Origin of the sequence: Citrobacter sp. W9 (assembly GCF_026719375.1) — a bacterium.
Classification (GTDB): Bacteria; Pseudomonadota; Gammaproteobacteria; order Enterobacterales; family Enterobacteriaceae; genus Citrobacter; species Citrobacter werkmanii.
Genome location: NZ_JAPPTE010000001.1, coordinates 249,170 through 266,295, shown reverse-complemented (window position 1 = coordinate 266,295; position 17,126 = coordinate 249,170). Strand labels below are relative to the sequence as shown.

Sequence of the window (17,126 nt, the reverse complement as noted above, 5' to 3'; positions counted from 1 at the left end):
GCAAGTCTGAATGACTTGTAATGGAAAAAAATACAGCAGCCCATACCCTGCGGCTGCATCCAGGCGCGCAAGTATACCACTATCATGGTCATCCTGTGCACATCGCCTTACCATTGCGCGTTATTTGCTTATCAGTGCGAGTCCGTTACCATAGTCTTGTGCTGCCAATACAGAGAGTCAGACATTCATTATGCCGAAGAAAAATGAAGCGCCAGCCAGTTTTGAAACAGCGCTGAGCGAGCTGGAACAGATTGTTACCCGCCTGGAAAGCGGCGACCTGCCGCTGGAAGAAGCGCTGAACGAATTCGAACGTGGCGTACAACTGGCGCGTCAGGGACAGGTCAAATTGCAACAGGCTGAACAGCGCGTACAAATCCTGCTGTCAGACACCGAAGACGCCGCCCTTACGCCTTTTACACCGGATAATGAGTAAATGGATTTTACGCAGCAGCTACAGGCTTGCGTTGAGCAGGCCAATCAGGCACTGAGCCGTTTTATCACGCCACTGCCCTTTCAGAACACTCCCGTGGTCGAAACCATGCAATATGGCGCATTATTAGGCGGTAAACGTCTGCGCCCATTCCTGGTGTATGCGACCGGTCAGATGTTTGGCGTCAGCCTGAGTACGCTTGATGCTCCCGCTGCCGCCGTCGAGTGCATCCATGCCTATTCGCTGATGCATGATGATTTACCCGCGATGGACGACGACGACCTGCGCCGCGGTCTGCCAACCTGCCATGTAAAATTTGGCGAGGCAAACGCGATCCTGGCCGGAGATGCGCTGCAAACGCTGGCGTTTTCCATTATCAGCGACGCCCCGATGCCGGAAGTATCTGACCGTGACCGCATCGCGATGATCTCTGAACTGGCGCAGGCCAGCGGTATCGCCGGTATGTGCGGCGGCCAGGCGCTGGATCTGGAAGCGGAAGGTCATCAGGTTGCGCTGGATGCGCTGGAGCGTATTCACCGCCATAAAACCGGGGCATTGATTCGTGCCGCCGTGCGTCTGGGTGCATTAAGCGCAGGCGATAAAGGGCGGGAATGCCTGGCAATACTCGACAAATACGCAGAAAGCATCGGTCTGGCCTTCCAGGTTCAGGATGACATACTGGATGTGGTAGGCGATACTGCAACATTGGGTAAACGTCAGGGTGCTGACCAGCAGCTTGGCAAAAGTACCTATCCTGCACTTCTGGGTCTTGAGCAAGCCCGGAATAAAGCCCGGGATTTAATCGAGGATGCCCGCCAGTCGCTAAGTTTGCTGGCCGCGCAGTCTCTCGATACCTCGGCACTGGAAGCGCTAGCGGACTATATAATCCAGCGTGATAAATAAACCAACATATCCCATGAGCTTGCGATGAGTTTTGATATAGCCAAATACCCGACCCTGGCGCTGGTCGACTCCACCCAGGAGTTACGCCTGCTGCCAAAAGAGAGCCTGCCAAAGCTTTGCGACGAACTGCGCCGCTATTTGCTCGACAGCGTAAGCCGTTCCAGCGGGCACTTCGCCTCTGGTCTGGGCACGGTGGAACTTACCGTCGCGCTGCACTACGTCTATAACACCCCGTTTGACCAGTTAATCTGGGATGTGGGACATCAGGCTTATCCGCACAAAATTCTGACCGGCCGCCGCGATAAAATCGGCACCATTCGTCAGAAAGGCGGTTTGCATCCGTTCCCTTGGCGCGGTGAGAGCGAGTATGACGTACTGAGCGTTGGGCACTCCTCAACGTCCATTAGCGCTGGCATTGGTATTGCGGTTGCCGCCGAGAAAGAAGGCAAAGATCGCCGTACCGTTTGTGTGATTGGCGACGGTGCTATCACCGCCGGGATGGCGTTTGAAGCGATGAACCATGCAGGTGATATTAAGCCCGATATGCTGGTTATCCTCAACGACAACGAAATGTCGATTTCAGAGAACGTCGGCGCGCTGAACAATCACCTGGCGCAATTACTCTCAGGCAAACTCTACTCCTCGCTGCGCGAAGGCGGGAAGAAAGTATTCTCCGGCGTACCGCCGATTAAAGAGCTGCTCAAACGTACCGAAGAACACATCAAAGGCATGGTCGTGCCGGGCACGCTGTTTGAAGAGCTGGGCTTTAACTATATCGGCCCGGTGGACGGGCACGACGTGCTGGGACTTATCACCACGCTGAAGAACATGCGCGATCTGAAAGGCCCGCAGTTCCTGCACATCATGACCAAAAAAGGTCGTGGCTATGAGCCAGCGGAAAAAGACCCGATCACGTTCCACGCCGTACCCAAATTCGATCCATCCAGCGGCTGTCTGCCGAAAAGCAGCGGCGGCCTGCCAAGCTATTCAAAAATCTTCGGGGACTGGTTATGTGAGACCGCAGCGAAAGACAATAAGCTGATGGCGATTACCCCGGCGATGCGCGAAGGCTCCGGTATGGTGGAATTCTCACGTAAGTTCCCGGACCGCTACTTCGATGTGGCGATTGCCGAGCAGCATGCAGTGACCTTTGCAGCAGGTCTGGCGATTGGCGGCTACAAGCCGGTCGTGGCTATTTACTCTACCTTCCTGCAACGCGCCTACGATCAGGTGCTGCATGATGTGGCCATCCAGAAACTGCCGGTCCTGTTCGCCGTTGACCGGGCAGGTATCGTTGGCGCAGATGGGCAAACCCACCAGGGGGCGTTCGATCTCTCCTTCCTGCGCTGCATCCCAGAAATGGTCATTATGACCCCGAGCGATGAGAATGAATGCCGCCAGATGCTGTTTACCGGCTATCACTACAACAACGGGCCATCGGTCGTGCGCTATCCACGCGGTAATGCGGTGGGCGTTGAGCTGACGCCGCTGGAACACCTGCCAATAGGTAAAGGCATCGTGAAGCGTCACGGGGAAAAAGTGGCGATTCTTAACTTTGGCACCCTGATGCCGGAAGCTGCTCAGGTCGCAGAGTCGTTGAACGCCACGCTGGTTGACATGCGCTTTGTGAAACCGCTGGATGAAACGTTGATCCTCGAAATGGCGGCCCGACACGACGTGCTGGTTACTATTGAAGAGAACGCCATTATGGGCGGCGCAGGCAGTGGCGTAAACGAAGTGCTGATGGCCCATCGCAAGCCCGTTGCGGTGCTGAACATCGGCCTGCCTGACTTCTTCATCCCGCAAGGCACTCAGGATGAGGCTCGCGCCGATCTGGGTCTTGATGCCACTGGCATTGAGGCCAAAATCAAGGCCTGGCTGGCATAATCCCCTCCCCGCTCCTGCTATGCTTAATGAATAACACGCTAAGCAGGAGCGAATGAATGCAATACAACACCTTAGGAAAAACCGACCTCCGGGTCTCCCGCCTTTGCCTGGGCTGCATGACGTTTGGCGAGCCCAATCGCGGTAATCACGCCTGGACGCTGCCTGAAGAGAGCAGCCGCCCGATAATCAAACACGCCCTTGAGGGCGGCATTAACTTTTTCGATACCGCCAACAGCTACTCCGCTGGCAGCAGCGAAGAGATTGTCGGCCGCGCGCTGCGTGATTTCGCCCGCCGCGAAGATGTCGTGGTCGCGACCAAAGTTTTTCACCAGGTGGATGATTTAGCAGAAGGATTATCCCGCGCACAAATCCTGCGCTCAATCGACGACAGCCTCAGACGCCTGGGCATGGACTATGTAGACATCCTGCAAATTCACCGCTGGGATTACAACACGCCAATCGAGGAAACGCTGGAAGCCCTTAACGATGTAGTCAAAGCCGGTAAAGCTCGCTATATCGGCGCCTCATCCATGCATGCTTCGCAGTTTGCTCAGGCGCTGGCCTTGCAGAAGCAACACGGCTGGGCGCAGTTCGTCAGCATGCAGGATCACTACAACTTGATCTACCGCGAAGAAGAACGCGAAATGTTGCCGCTCTGCTATCAGGAAGGTGTCGCGGTGATCCCGTGGAGTCCGCTGGCGCGTGGTCGCCTGACCCGCCCGTGGGGAGAAACGACCGCACGTCTGGTTTCCGATGAAGTCGGTAAAAATTTATATAACGAGAGCGATGAAAACGACGCGCAAATTGCCGCCCGGCTGGCTGGCATCAGTGAGGAGCTGGGCGTTACGCGGGCGCAGGTCGCGCTGGCATGGCTGCTGAGCAAACCAGGCGTGGCTGCGCCCATTATCGGTACATCGCGTGAAGAACAACTGGATGAATTGCTCAATGCGGTGGATTTAACGCTGAAGCCGGAGCAAATTGCCGAGCTGGAGACGCCGTATAAACAGCACCCGGTAGTGGGATTTAAATAAGCGCGATTGTAGATTGTAAGCCGGATAAGGCGTTTACGCCGCTATCCGGCAACCCCGTTAAATGATACCGATCGGCCAGTTATGGCCGATAAAATACAAAATACCTGCAGAGAGTATCCCGGCGACAATATCGTCGATCATGATCCCCGTCCCGCCATGCACATTGCGATCGAACCAACGAATCGGCCACGGCTTCCACATATCCAGAATACGGAAAATCACAAATCCGGCGGCAACCCATTGCCAGTCGAGGGTCGGTAGCGCCATCAGGGTTATCCACATACCGACAAATTCGTCCCAGACAATGCTGCCGTGATCGTGCACGCCCATGTCTTTCGCCGTTTGATGACACAGATAAACGCCGATACAGATAGACAGCATGACCACTAGCGAATACAGCTGCCATGGCAGAAATGTCATTAAATACCAAAAAGGGATCGCCGCCAGCGATCCCATGGTGCCAGGAATAATTGGACTCAGCCCGCTACCAAAACCGGTGGCTAACAGATGCCACGGATTACGCATATTCAGGCGGCTTTTGGCGACATCTTTTTTAAGGCGCGGCAAAATGGTCATATCCTTTCCAGTCGAACGTGACGGGTTTTCCATCGCGCGTAAAGTGAACGCCTTCTACATCCGCACTCATCTGACCGATGCAGGTAAACGAGGTCCCGAGATGTGCCAGCGCGACGTCCAGCGCGCCACGGTTGATTTCCGGTACGGTAAAGCATAACTCATAATCTTCCCCCCCCGAGAGCGCCCAGCGCAGCGCCTGTTCAGGCTCAACGTGTTGGGCGAATGCCGTGGAATATGGCAGCGCGTCAACGTTAACCCGCGCGCCGCAGCCGCTGGCATTGACGATATGCCCCAGATCGGAAATCAGGCCGTCGGAGAGATCGATAGCCGCACTGGCCAGATCGCGCAGGGCTTGTCCCTGTAAAATACGCGGAGTTGGGCGCAGGTGGCGTTGCAGCAGATACTCCGCATCTTTTGGTTCTGTCACCTGCAGTCGGTCCTGCAAAATCGCCAGTCCCGCCGCACTGTCGCCCGGCGTGCCGGTCACATAAATCCAGTCGCCCGGTTTTGCCCCGGAACGTTTTAAGGCTCGCCCAACGGGAACGTAGCCATGAATACCCAACGTCATCGACAGCGGCCCACGCGTGGTATCACCGCCAATCAGCTGCATATCGTAGTAATTAAGGAGTTCAAACAGGCCATCGCTGAAAGCTTCAAGCCAGGCTTCATCAACGTCGGGTAACGTCAGTGCCAGCGTCAACCACGCAGGATCGGCCCCCATCGCCGCCAGATCGCTTAAATTCACCGCCAGGGCTTTCCAGGCCAGATCGGTAGGATCAATGTCGGGGAGGAAGTGGTTGCCTGCCACCAGCGTATCGGTACTGATCGCCAATGTCTGTTTTTCAGGGATGTTCAGGAGTGCGCAATCGTCGCCAATACCGGTTTCGACATCAAGACGAGACGTTCTTACGCGATCAAAATAACGGGCAATCAGGGAAAATTCGCCGCATGCCATACGTTATGCCTCAGCAGAAAAAAAGAAAAAGCCGGGGATAGCGGAACCACGTTCCACTCTCCGCCGGCCTCGGGATTACTTTTTGTTGGGGCGAATCACAGGTGCTGCTTTATCCAGTACGCCGTTAACGAATTTATGGCTGTCTTCGGCGCCGAAGGTTTTCGCCAGTTCAATCGCTTCGTTGATAGCCACTTTGTACGGCACATCACTACGTTTAGACAGTTCAAACAGCGCAATACGCAGTACGGCTTTTTCTACCTGACCCAGCTCTTCCAGCAGACGAGACAGGTAAGGCTTCATTAATCCATCCAGGTACGCGCTGTTAGTCGCCACCCCGGACAGCAGCTCACGGAAATACAGAACGTCGACATCTTTAACGTCCTGTTCCGCCAGGAACTGGTATTCAACATCAGCGATGTCGTTCTGGGACAACTGCCAGGAGTAGAGCGCCTGGACGGCACACTCACGGGCGCGGCGACGAGCAGCAGGTTTCACGGATTTCCCCTTACAAAAATCAGGCCTTGATGGCTTTCAATACATTAATCATTTCAAGCGCAGTCAGTGCAGCTTCTGCGCCTTTGTTGCCGGCTTTCGTGCCAGCACGTTCGATGGCTTGTTCAATACTTTCGGTGGTCAGTACACCGAAGGCTACCGGAATGCCACTGTCCTGCGCGACATGCGCCAGGCCATTGCTTGCACCGCCAGCCACATATTCGAAGTGCGCGGTACCGCCACGGATCACCGTACCTAACGCAATCACCGCATCGTATTTACCGGTTTTCGCCAGCGCGTCAGCCGCCAGCGGCAGCTCATACGCGCCTGGAACCCAAACGACGGTAATGTTTTCATCTTTAACCTGGCCAATACGTTTCAGGGCGTCGATCGCACCTTCCAGCAGGCTGTCATTGATAAAGTTGTTGAAACGCGCAATGGTGATGGCGACGCGAGCGTCCGGAGTAGCAACGTTAGCTTCAATAATGTTCATATTCTTCCTTCGGGTTCGATTTATGGCCCCGTAAGGGGGGCGGATTTTATCATAATATTCTGGGCGCTGCTTCCTCTAATTCAGAAAGCCTCACGCAGTGGTTAAATGCAGGCAAACATCCGGGCCCACCTGGCGTATCTCGTTGAATTTGAAATGGGGGGCGTCGGCCAGTTTCTCAAGCCCAGGCAGCACACATAATCCTCGCGCATCGCTGCCTAACAGTTTAGGCGCAACATACACGATTAGCTCATCCACCAAACCGGCCTGTAATAACGCGCCCGCAAGCGTTGGGCCAGCTTCCACCCAAATACTGTTAATTTGCTGTTTACCCAGTTGCATCATCAGCACGACCAAATCCACATGCCCGTTATGTTCCGGCACCTTGATACTGCGAACCGACTCCGGCCAACTGCGGGTATCGTCTTTCGTTCGGACAATCCAGGTTTCTCCCGGCTGGTGCACAATTCGGTGCTCCGGCGTGACCTGATTCTGGCTATCAAGGACAATGCGGATCGGCTGGCGCAGATTTTCCTGCGGGTAACTCGCCTGAGTTGACTCCCCAAGCTCCGACCAGCGCACGGTAAGCTGAGGATCGTCGGCCAGTACCGTCGCGCTGCTGGTTAAAATGGCATGGCTTTGCGCGCGCAGCCGTTGCACATCGCGGCGCGCCTGCGGCGAGGTGATCCACTGGCTTTCCCCGCTGGCCATCGCCGTACGGCCATCGAGCGATGCGCCAAGCTTAAGCTGCAGATACGGGAATCCTGTACGCATGCGCTTGAGAAAGCCCTTATTAAGCAGCTCAACCTCGCTCATCATCAGCCCGTGGCTGACGTCAATGCCCGCCTGCTGCAAACGGTAGAGGCCACGACCTGCTACCTGTGGATTGGGATCCTGCATCGCAGCAACGACGCGTGCTACGCCCGCCGCAATCAATGCATCGCAGCACGGCGGCGTACGGCCATGATGACTACAGGGCTCAAGCGTCACATAGGCGGTTGCCCCTTGCGCTTTTTCTCCGGCCATGCGCAGGGCATGGACTTCGGCATGCGGCTCGCCCGCGCGGTGATGATATCCTTCACCGACAATCTCCCCGTCCTTAACAATCACGCAGCCGACGTTGGGATTTGGGTGAGTAGTGAAACGTCCGCGCGCAGCAAGCTTCAGCGCGCGCGCCATGTACAATTCATCCTGCATGGCTTAGTCCTGTAGGCGAGCAATCTCTTCGCCAAATTCTTTGATATCTTCGAAACTGCGGTAAACCGAAGCAAAGCGGATGTAAGCGACTTTATCGAGCTTTTTCAACTGCTCCATCACCAGGTTGCCGATCATCTTACTCGGCACCTCACGCTCGCCAGTCGCACGCAGTTGTGATTTGATATGGTTTAACGCCATTTCGACGTCATCTGAGCTGACCGGGCGTTTCTCCAGCGCTCTGAGCATGCCGCTGCGCAGCTTATCTTCATTAAAGGGTTCACGCACATCGTTGCTCTTCACAACGCGCGGCATGACAAGTTCAGCCACTTCAAAAGTGGTGAAACGTTCGTTACAGACCAGACACTGCCGACGGCGGCGTACTGAGGAGCCCTCGCCTACAAGACGAGAGTCAATTACCTTAGTGTCTACGGCGAAACAGAATGGGCAATGCATACGGCGTCCTGTACCTCAGTGGTTCACAGAAATCTATTTTACCCTGAACTGGCGTGACAACAAAGGCGCAGCGCTTTTGAGACAAAGGATCGATGCCTTCGTACTCTGTGCACACTACCATTATGCTATCGCGACAATGAAGGAAGTAATCACAATGACAAGACGTTACCTAAGAATTCTCCTGGTGGGAAGCCTCTTTAGTCTTAGCGCCTGCGCGCAGCAAAGCGAAGTACGCCAGATGCATCAAAGCGTAAGCACGCTAAATAAAGAGATGACGCAGCTTAATCAGGAAACCGTAAAAATTACGCAACAAAATATGTTGAATGCCAAATCGACCAGTGGCGCCTATCTGTTGCCGGGCTCCAAAACGCCTGCCCGGCTGGAAAGCCAGATCGGCACGCTACGTATGTCGCTGGTGAATATTGCGCCAAACGCCGATGGCACACGGTTAACGCTACGCATTCAGGGCGAGTCCAATACGCCCTTGCCCGCCTTCAGCGCCACCGTAGAGTACGGGCAAATTCAGGGCACTACAGAGAATTACCAGGAAGTGAATGTTCAAAACCAACTGGTCAACGCCCCGGCAAGTATTCTTGCCCCCAGCGACGTAGACATTCCGTTGCAGATAAATGGTCTCTCCCCCGACCAGTTGGGATTTGTTCGCATTCACGACGTACAGCCTGTTAGCCAATAAACTTTTTTGCGGAACGTTTTGTGCGTTCCGCAACATCAATTCGCCCCCTTTTGTTACTCCCCTGACATAACCGATATTTCTGGCAAAACTTGGCAACATTCATCAGAGCCAGTACAATTCGCCGCCTAAAGTACGCAAACGTGAACGCAATCGATTACGTAAATGATAGAACTGTGAAACAAGACATATTTTTGTGAACAATGATTTTTATAATAGGCTCCGAAGAATTACGAAATATTTAGAAACGCAATTTGCGCATTTTTCACTCCCGAAAGGGATTTCAAACAGTGGCATACATATGAAAAAAACATTACTTGCAGCCGGTGCAGTGCTGGCGCTCTCCTCGTCTTTTACTGCCAACGCAGCAGAAAATGACAAACCGCAATATCTGTCCGACTGGTGGCACCAAAGCGTCAACGTGGTGGGCAGCTACCACACCCGTTTCTCTCCGAAACTGAACAACGACGTGTATCTGGAATACGAAGCGTTTGCCAAAAAAGACTGGTTTGATTTCTATGGCTACATCGATATCCCGAAAACCTTCGACTGGGGTAACGGTAACGACAAAGGCATCTGGTCTGACGGTTCTCCGCTGTTTATGGAAATCGAACCGCGTTTCTCCATCGACAAGCTGACCGGTGCTGACCTGAGCTTTGGACCATTCAAAGAATGGTACTTCGCCAACAACTACATCTACGATATGGGTGATAACAAAGCCAGCCGCCAGAGCACCTGGTATATGGGTCTGGGTACCGATATCGACACCGGTCTGCCGATGGGTCTGTCCCTGAACGTGTATGCTAAATACCAGTGGCAGAACTATGGCGCATCCAACGAAAACGAGTGGGATGGTTACCGTTTCAAAGTGAAATACTTTGTGCCGATCACCCAGGTTTGGGGCGGTCAGTTGACCTATATTGGCTTCACCAACTTCGACTGGGGTTCAGATTTGGGTGATGATCCTAACCGTACCAGCAACTCTATCGCTTCCAGCCACGTGCTGGCGCTGAACTACGATCACTGGCACTACTCCGTAGTCGCGCGTTATTTCCATAACGGCGGCCAGTGGAAAGGTGGGGATACCCTGAACTGGGGCGAAGGCGACTTCAGCGCGAAATCAACCGGTTGGGGTGGTTATCTGGTCGTAGGTTACAATTTCTAATCCAGACAATTTATGCAGACAAGCCAGCTTAACCGCTGGCTTTTTTACGGCTGGTCTTCACAACGTACTTTACGTAAAAAGTTACTTAGCGAGCGATCTGCCGATTCACGAAAATGCCTGTCGAGCAGCGTGATCTTCAGACAGCGATCAACGCGAAAGCAGCGATAATCGTCACGCTTCTCGCACCAGGCAACCAGAAGCCAGTGCTCGCCCCAGAAAAATAATCCCAGCGGCTGAACGTCCCGCCAGGAGAGGTTCCCGGACTCATCTCGATAATGCAGCGCCAGCGTCTGCTGCGCCGAAACCGCGCGATGTATGAGATCGAAGGCACTGCGTGAATGCGGCTGATTACCAAAATCTGGCGCAAAAATCCGCGTTTGCTCGGCCCTGCGGCGACTTTCTGGCGGCAATATCGCCAGCACTTTTTCCTGCGCGGACTCCAGTGCCTGTGAAAGTGAATCCCCGCCCCATGTTTTCAGCAACCGAATCGCGACCATCAATGCTTCTGATTCGTGATGCGTTAACATCAACGGTGGCAGATCAAACCCGGCCATTAAGCGGTATCCGCTGCCCACTTCGCCTTCAATGGGCACGCCGGATAAAGAGAGATCGCGGATATCGCGATAAATCGTCCGTTCAGAAACGTCAAGACGTTCTGCCAGCAGCGCCGCCGTTGTCACTCGCCTGCCACGCAGGATTTGTACAATCTGAAACAAACGGTCGGCGCGTCTACTCATTTTAATCCTCTGGCCTGAAAATATTACGCGGGTTGATGTAAACCAACACGATTGCCTTCACTGTCAGTAAATAGCGCAATCGTACCAATGTCCTGCCCCAGTTCGAGCGGGCCAAACACGCATTGACCGCCAGCGATGGCGACGCGTTCAAGCGTGGCAGCCAAATTGTCCGTATGCAGATAAATAATAGCGCCCTGTGCTGAAGGCGAAATACCGTCAAATTTAGCCAACGCCCCGCCAGGAGCGGGATCCTGATGCGGGAATACGGCCAGCTCGGCGCAGTCCATATTCTCCCGACGCAAAGAAACCTGCATCACTGGCTCATAAAAAGCGATGGCGCGCTCCATTTGTGCCACGGGAATTTCAAACCAGTTAATTACGTTGTTCATACTTCCTCCTGCCTGTGTGGGTAATCTCAGAAGGACTATAAGACAGGGCTACTGACAGCATACTGTCAGTAGTGTGGCGACAGAAAAAGATAATGGCCTACCGTTAAATCACAGACAAAAAAAATCCCGACCTTGCGATCGGGATTCCAGTTCTTACGCTTCACACGCTCTGCGTCGCTTAAGGCAGAATCGACGGTTGATCCGCCCCTTCTTTCTCGACCTTCTGCTGCAGCATATGCTCACGCTTCATACCCAGCTTCAGCGCCAGCGCCGATGCCACGTAGATAGAAGACGCGGTACCGATGGAAACACCGATAAGCATGGTCAGCGAGAAGCCTTCCAGTACCGGACCACCGAACAGGAAAAGCATCAGAATAACCATCAACGTCGTACCGGACGTAATCAACGTACGGTGCAGCGTCTGCGTCAATGACACGTTAAAGATTTCGTAAGGCGTACCGCGACGAATTTTGCGGAAGTTTTCACGAATACGGTCAGAGACGACGATACTGTCGTTCAGCGAGTAACCGATTACCGACATCAGCGATGCGACGATAGTCAGGTCAATCTCGATATGGAACAACGACAGGATCCCAAGTGTGATGATTACGTCGTGCGCCAGCGCGATAACTACCCCTGCAGCCAATCGCCACTCAAAGCGGAAACCGACGTACACCAGGATTGAGATCAGCGCCGCCATCAGCGCCATCGCACCCGTTTGCGCCAGGTCTGCACCCACGCTCGGCCCCACGAATTCAATTCGTTTCACCGCGGCGTTTTGGTTGGTGGATTCATTAATCACACTCAACACTTTGCTACCCAGCACCTGACCGCCGTCTGCGCCTTCAGTTGGCGGCATACGCACCATAATGTCGTGGCTGCTGCCGAAGTTTTGCAGAAGCGGATCAACAAAGCCCGCTTTCTCCAGCGCATCGCGCATCACGTCCATTTCAGCTGGTTTTTCCAGCGTGATTTCAATGACCGTACCACCGGTGAAATCGAGACCCCAGTTAAAGCCGCGCACGCCCATAATCACGATGGCCGCGATCAGCAGAAAACCTGAAATGCCGAAAGCCCAGTAGTCCCAGCGCATAAAGTCCCAGACTTTACGGCCGTGGTTCAATTGTTCAACAGTATATTCCTGTGCCACTTCGCACTCCTCAGATTGACAGCTTTTTGACGCGCTTGCCGCCATACAACAGGTTTACGATGGCACGTGTACCGACAATTGCGGTAAACATCGACGTCGCTACCCCAATACCGGTAGTAATCGCGAACCCTTTAATTGCCCCGGTGCCGACTGCGTACAGGATAATGACCTTAATCAGCGTCGTAATGTTCGCATCGAAGATGGAGCTAAATGCGCCCGCATAACCTTCATTGATGGCCTGCTGCACCGAACGACCGTTACTCAACTCTTCTTTGATACGTTCGTTGATCAGTACGTTAGCATCGACCGCGACGGCAAGGGTTAAGACGATCCCCGCAATCCCCGGCATACTCAGCGTAGCTCCCGGCAACAGCGACATAATGCCGACAATCAGCACCAGGTTAGCGATCAGCGCGCTGGTCGCAATCAGGCCGAACTTCTTATAGAAGAAGATCATGAACAGGATAGACACCACCAGACCGGCCAGACAGGCTTCCAGACCCTGTTTGATGTTCTGCATACCCAGGGTTGGGCCGATGGTACGTTCTTCAACAATCTGAATCGGCGCGATCAACGCACCGGCACGTAACAGCAGAGAAAGCTGACGCGCTTCGTTCGGGTTGTTGATACCGGTGATACGGAAGCTGTTACCCAGGCGAGACTGGATGTTGGCGATGTTAATCACCTCTTCCTGTTTCACCAGCACGGCGCGACCGTTGGCATCTTTCTTACCGCTGTCTTTGTACTCCACAAACAGGGTCGCCATCGGCTTACCGATGTTGTCCTTGGTGAAGTTGGACATGATGTTACCACCCGCGCTATCCAGCGAGATGTTAACCTGCGGCTGATTGTATTCGTCCTGGCTGGAAGTGGAATCGGTGATATGGTCACCAGTCAGGATCACGCGTTTGTACAGCACAACCGGCTGACCTTCACGAGACTGTTTCACTTCCGAATCACCCGGCACGCGCCCGGATGCCGCAGCAGACTGGTCAACGTTGGTGTTTACCAGACGGAATTCCAGCGTCGCGGTTGCGCCCAGAATTTCTTTCGCGCGCGCGGTATCCTGGATACCCGGCAGTTCGACGACAATACGGTCAGCACCCTGACGTTGTACAACCGGCTCAGCAACACCCAACTGGTTCACACGATTACGCAGAATATTGATGTTCTGCTGTACCGCGTATTCACGGGCTTCACTCAGTCGCGCATCGGTCATCACCGCACGCAGAGCATTGCTGCCCTGGCTGGAAATAACCAGATCCTGGTGACGCTTGCTCAGATAAGAGATAGCTTCATCACGGGCGCTGCTGTCACGGAAGGTGATGCTCAGGCCGTAGTTATCTTCTTTACGAACGGTAGTATAAGGAATGCCTTTTTCACGCAGATCGCTGCGCAGGCTATCGATATTTTGTTCCTGCAACTTACTCAGCGCGGTGTCCATATCCACTTCCATCAGGAAGTGAACGCCACCACGCAGGTCAAGACCGAGTTTCATCGGTTCTGCGTGAATGGCTGCCAGCCAGCGCGGGGTTGCCGGAGCAAGGTTAAGCGCCACGACGTATTGATCGCCCAGCACGCCCATCAGCACTTCACGTGCGCGCAGTTGGGTATCAGTGGAGTCGAAGCGCGCAAGAATAGCACCCTCTTCCAGAGCCACAGACTTAGGTGTGATTTTATCTTCTTGTAATGTTTTCTGGACCTGGATCAGCGTTTGCTCACTGGCGGCGGCACCGCGCACGCCAGTGATTTGAACAGCCGGATCCTCACCATACAGGTTGGGAAGTGCGTAAAGCAGGCCGACGACAATCACGACGACCAGCATAATGTACTTCCACAAAGGATAACGGTTTAACACGGCAGTTCCCTTTGGGAAAACAATAAATTACAGCGCCTTCATGGTGCCTTTCGGCAGAACGGCAGCTACGAAATCACGTTTAATAACCACTTCAGTGGTATCGTTCAGCGCAATAGCGATGTAGCCAGATTCTGCTACTTTGGTCACGCGACCCACCAGACCACCGTTAGTCAGCACTTCATCGCCTTTCGCAATGGAGTTCATCAGATTTTTGTGTTCTTTGGTACGCTTTTGTTGCGGACGCAGGATCATAAAGTAGAAAATCAGACCAAACACCACCAGCATCAGAATCAGAGACATCGGGCTGCCCTGCGCCGGAGCACCTGTTGCCGCTACCGCATCAGAAATAAAAAAGCTCATTCAAATTCCCTCATTATTAAAATTAATCAACGTTCACAGGTGGAACTGGTCGACCCTGACGTTGGTAAAAATCGGTCACGAAGCTCTCTAATTTACCCTCTTCAATAGCCTTGCGTAAACCCGCCATCAAACGCTGGTAGTAGCGAAGGTTATGAATCGTGTTGAGACGCGCGCCCAATATTTCGTTGCAACGGTCGAGATGATGCAAGTAAGCGCGCGAATAATTGCGACAGGTGTAGCAATCACACTCAGCATCGAGCGGACTGGTGTCGCTTTTATGTTTCGCGTTACGAATTTTTACCACGCCGTCAGTCACAAACAAATGACCATTACGGGCATTTCGCGTTGGCATCACGCAGTCAAACATATCGATACCGCGACGTACGCCTTCAACCAGATCTTCTGGTTTGCCGACGCCCATCAGGTAACGCGGTTTATCTGCCGGAATCTGTGGGCAAACATGCTCCAGAATGCGGTGCATATCTTCCTTCGGCTCACCGACAGCCAAACCGCCGACAGCGTAGCCATCAAAGCCGATATCTACCAGACCTTTGACAGAGATATCACGTAAATCTTCGTAAACGCTGCCCTGAATGATGCCAAAAAGCGCATTTTTGTTGCCGAGACTGTCAAAACGGTCGCGACTGCGCTTCGCCCAACGCAGAGACATCTCCATTGAGCGTTTAGCATAGTCCCAGTCGGCCGGGTACGGTGTACATTCGTCGAAGATCATCACGATATCGGAACCGAGATCGTATTGAATCTCCATTGACTTCTCAGGATCGAGGAAAATCGGATCGCCGTTGATCGGGTTGCGGAAATGCACGCCCTGCTCGGTGATCTTGCGGATATCGCCCAGACTGAAAACCTGGAAGCCGCCGGAATCGGTAAGGATTGGCCCTTTCCACTGCATGAAATCGTGCAGATCGCCGTGCAGTTTCATGATTTCCTGACCCGGGCGTAGCCACAGGTGGAAAGTGTTGCCGAGAATGATCTGCGCGCCGGTGGCTTCAACTTCTTCCGGCGTCATGCCTTTTACGGTGCCGTAAGTACCGACCGGCATAAATGCAGGTGTTTCCACTACGCCACGATCAAAAACCAGGCGCCCGCGACGCGCGCGACCGTCTGTGGTGTCCAGTTCAAATTTCATCTTAACTCCTGCGTCAGAAAAACAGTCCGACGTTAAATACTCATGCCGGAAATTTATTCCCCGACACGCTCAGAAATAGCCTGCGGATTGTACGTGATAAACATCGCATCTCCGTAACTAAAAAAGCGATATTCCGCTTTTACCGCTTCGTGGTAGGCGTGCATGGTGTTTTTATAACCAGCAAACGCAGAAACCAGCATAATCAGCGTCGATTCCGGCAGGTGGAAGTTGGTGACCAGGGCATCAATCACCTGGTATTTATAGCCTGGATAAATAAATATCTGCGTATCACCGAAGAACGGCGCAATGAGATCGTTTTTTGCAGCCTGCGCCGCGCTTTCCAGTGAGCGAACGGACGTTGTTCCCACGGCTATCACGCGGTTGCCACGCGCCTTCGCCGCCAGCACCGCGTCAACCACATCCTGCGGCACCTCCGCATATTCGGAGTGCATAATGTGGTCTTCGATAGTGTCTACGCGCACCGGCTGGAAGGTACCCGCGCCGACGTGCAACGTAACGAACGCCATTTCAATGCCTTTATCGCGCAGTTTCGCCAGCAGCGGCTCGTCAAAGTGCAGCCCCGCGGTCGGCGCAGCGACGGCACCCGGTTTTTCGCTATACACGGTCTGGTACAGCTCGCGGTCGGCGTCTTCGTCCGGGCGGTCAATATACGGCGGCAACGGCATATGGCCGATGGCATTGAGGATATCAAGCACGCTGCGTTCATCGTCAAACGCCACTTCAAACAGCGCGTCGTGACGGGCAACCATCGTCGCTTTAATACTTTCATCGTCGCCCAATAGCAGCTCGGCACCCGGCTTCGGCGCTTTCGAGGCGCGAATGTGTGCCAAAATACGCTTGTCATCCAGCATGCGTTCGACCAGCACTTCAATCTTACCGCCGCTGGCTTTACGGCCAAACAGACGCGCTGGAATGACGCGGGTGTTGTTAAAGACCAACAAATCGCCAGGGTTGAGCTTATCGAGCAAATCGGTGAAAGTACCGTGCGTCAGCGCGCCCGTCGGCCCGTCCAAAGACAGCAAGCGGCAGCTACTGCGCTCAGCTTGCGGATAGTGGGCAATCAGGGATTCGGGTAGTTCAAAGGTGAAATCGGTAACGCGCATGACACTGACTCAGACTAAAATAAGAGGCGGGTAGTCTAGTGCCGGGGCGTTCTCCCTGCAACCTTTACCCCTCTGGATAAACGTTTAA

Annotated in this window: 19 protein-coding genes; 6 read left to right on the top strand and 13 right to left on the bottom strand. The window is 53.7% G+C overall.

What is annotated here, in order from left to right; all coding sequences use genetic code 11:
- Nucleotides 1-190: 190 nt before the first annotated feature.
- Genes xseB through yajO form a run of 4 tightly spaced genes read left to right on the top strand, consistent with a single transcriptional unit; the run spans nucleotide 191 to nucleotide 4,251 of the window.
- Nucleotides 191-433 (top strand): exodeoxyribonuclease VII small subunit, encoded by a 243-nt coding sequence (gene xseB, locus OOJ59_RS01220; RefSeq protein ID WP_038638224.1) that lies wholly within the window; start codon nucleotides 191-193, stop codon nucleotides 431-433.
- A complete protein-coding gene (gene ispA / locus OOJ59_RS01215; RefSeq protein WP_038638213.1) occupies nucleotides 434-1,333 on the top strand; it encodes a (2E,6E)-farnesyl diphosphate synthase in 900 nt (299 codons plus the stop codon).
- Between the two features lie 24 nt (nucleotides 1,334-1,357).
- On the top strand, nucleotides 1,358-3,220 hold the full coding sequence (gene dxs, locus OOJ59_RS01210; RefSeq protein WP_137351085.1) for a 1-deoxy-D-xylulose-5-phosphate synthase: 1,863 nt from the start codon (nucleotides 1,358-1,360) through the stop codon (nucleotides 3,218-3,220).
- 56 nt (nucleotides 3,221-3,276) lie between these two features.
- Nucleotides 3,277-4,251, top strand: a complete 975-nt coding sequence (gene yajO, locus OOJ59_RS01205) for a 1-deoxyxylulose-5-phosphate synthase YajO (RefSeq protein ID WP_042310115.1) — start codon at nucleotides 3,277-3,279, stop codon at nucleotides 4,249-4,251.
- Nucleotides 4,252-4,308: 57 nt separating this feature from the next.
- On the opposite strand, the gene pgpA is transcribed toward yajO, so the two are convergent.
- The 6 genes from pgpA to nrdR all read right to left on the bottom strand — a co-directional run bounded on the left by pgpA (nucleotide 4,309) and on the right by nrdR (nucleotide 8,414).
- Nucleotides 4,309-4,827, bottom strand: a complete 519-nt coding sequence (gene pgpA / locus OOJ59_RS01200) for a phosphatidylglycerophosphatase A (protein ID WP_160955584.1) — start codon at nucleotides 4,825-4,827, stop codon at nucleotides 4,309-4,311.
- A complete protein-coding gene (thiL, locus tag OOJ59_RS01195) occupies nucleotides 4,805-5,782 on the bottom strand; it encodes a thiamine-phosphate kinase (RefSeq protein ID WP_038638205.1) in 978 nt (325 codons plus the stop codon). The genes pgpA and thiL overlap by 23 nt, the downstream gene beginning before the upstream one ends.
- Nucleotides 5,783-5,857: 75 nt before the next feature.
- Nucleotides 5,858-6,277 (bottom strand): transcription antitermination factor NusB, encoded by a 420-nt coding sequence (gene nusB / locus OOJ59_RS01190; RefSeq protein WP_000801129.1) that lies wholly within the window; start codon nucleotides 6,275-6,277, stop codon nucleotides 5,858-5,860.
- A gap of 19 nt (nucleotides 6,278-6,296) precedes the next feature.
- Complete coding sequence (gene ribH, locus OOJ59_RS01185) at nucleotides 6,297-6,767, bottom strand: 6,7-dimethyl-8-ribityllumazine synthase (RefSeq protein WP_003021575.1); 471 nt, start codon at nucleotides 6,765-6,767, stop codon at nucleotides 6,297-6,299.
- 90 nt (nucleotides 6,768-6,857) lie between these two features.
- Nucleotides 6,858-7,961: a bifunctional diaminohydroxyphosphoribosylaminopyrimidine deaminase/5-amino-6-(5-phosphoribosylamino)uracil reductase RibD gene (ribD, locus tag OOJ59_RS01180; RefSeq protein ID WP_038638204.1), complete on the bottom strand. Its 1,104-nt coding sequence runs from the start codon at nucleotides 7,959-7,961 to the stop codon at nucleotides 6,858-6,860.
- Between the two features lie 3 nt (nucleotides 7,962-7,964).
- Nucleotides 7,965-8,414: a transcriptional regulator NrdR gene (gene nrdR, locus OOJ59_RS01175; RefSeq protein ID WP_016152032.1), complete on the bottom strand. Its 450-nt coding sequence runs from the start codon at nucleotides 8,412-8,414 to the stop codon at nucleotides 7,965-7,967.
- 154 nt (nucleotides 8,415-8,568) lie between these two features.
- Between nrdR and OOJ59_RS01170 the strand changes: the two genes are divergently transcribed.
- Nucleotides 8,569-9,108, top strand: a complete 540-nt coding sequence (locus OOJ59_RS01170) for a DUF3251 domain-containing protein (protein WP_069323953.1) — start codon at nucleotides 8,569-8,571, stop codon at nucleotides 9,106-9,108.
- Between the two features lie 298 nt (nucleotides 9,109-9,406).
- Nucleotides 9,407-10,270 (top strand): nucleoside-specific channel-forming protein Tsx, encoded by an 864-nt coding sequence (locus tag OOJ59_RS01165; protein ID WP_003021561.1) that lies wholly within the window; start codon nucleotides 9,407-9,409, stop codon nucleotides 10,268-10,270.
- Between the two features lie 44 nt (nucleotides 10,271-10,314).
- Here the strand turns inward: OOJ59_RS01165 and OOJ59_RS01160 are convergent, their stop codons facing one another.
- The 7 genes from OOJ59_RS01160 to queA form a co-directional block, all read right to left on the bottom strand.
- Nucleotides 10,315-11,007 (bottom strand): helix-turn-helix transcriptional regulator, encoded by a 693-nt coding sequence (locus tag OOJ59_RS01160; protein WP_137351088.1) that lies wholly within the window; start codon nucleotides 11,005-11,007, stop codon nucleotides 10,315-10,317.
- 23 nt (nucleotides 11,008-11,030) lie between these two features.
- Entirely contained in the window at nucleotides 11,031-11,396 is a 366-nt protein-coding gene (locus tag OOJ59_RS01155; RefSeq protein ID WP_121528676.1) for a VOC family protein, read from the bottom strand.
- A 178-nt stretch (nucleotides 11,397-11,574) separates the two neighbouring features.
- A complete protein-coding gene (gene secF / locus OOJ59_RS01150; RefSeq protein WP_038638190.1) occupies nucleotides 11,575-12,546 on the bottom strand; it encodes a protein translocase subunit SecF in 972 nt (323 codons plus the stop codon).
- A 10-nt stretch (nucleotides 12,547-12,556) separates the two neighbouring features.
- Nucleotides 12,557-14,404, bottom strand: coding sequence for a protein translocase subunit SecD (secD, locus tag OOJ59_RS01145; RefSeq protein WP_071888113.1), 1,848 nt, complete (start codon nucleotides 14,402-14,404; stop codon nucleotides 12,557-12,559).
- Nucleotides 14,405-14,431: 27 nt separating this feature from the next.
- On the bottom strand, nucleotides 14,432-14,764 hold the full coding sequence (gene yajC / locus OOJ59_RS01140; RefSeq protein WP_003021544.1) for a preprotein translocase subunit YajC: 333 nt from the start codon (nucleotides 14,762-14,764) through the stop codon (nucleotides 14,432-14,434).
- Nucleotides 14,765-14,786: 22 nt separating this feature from the next.
- Nucleotides 14,787-15,914 (bottom strand): tRNA guanosine(34) transglycosylase Tgt, encoded by a 1,128-nt coding sequence (gene tgt / locus OOJ59_RS01135; protein WP_003021535.1) that lies wholly within the window; start codon nucleotides 15,912-15,914, stop codon nucleotides 14,787-14,789.
- A 53-nt stretch (nucleotides 15,915-15,967) separates the two neighbouring features.
- Complete coding sequence (gene queA, locus OOJ59_RS01130; protein WP_038638182.1) at nucleotides 15,968-17,038, bottom strand: tRNA preQ1(34) S-adenosylmethionine ribosyltransferase-isomerase QueA; 1,071 nt, start codon at nucleotides 17,036-17,038, stop codon at nucleotides 15,968-15,970.
- Nucleotides 17,039-17,126 lie beyond the last annotated feature (88 nt).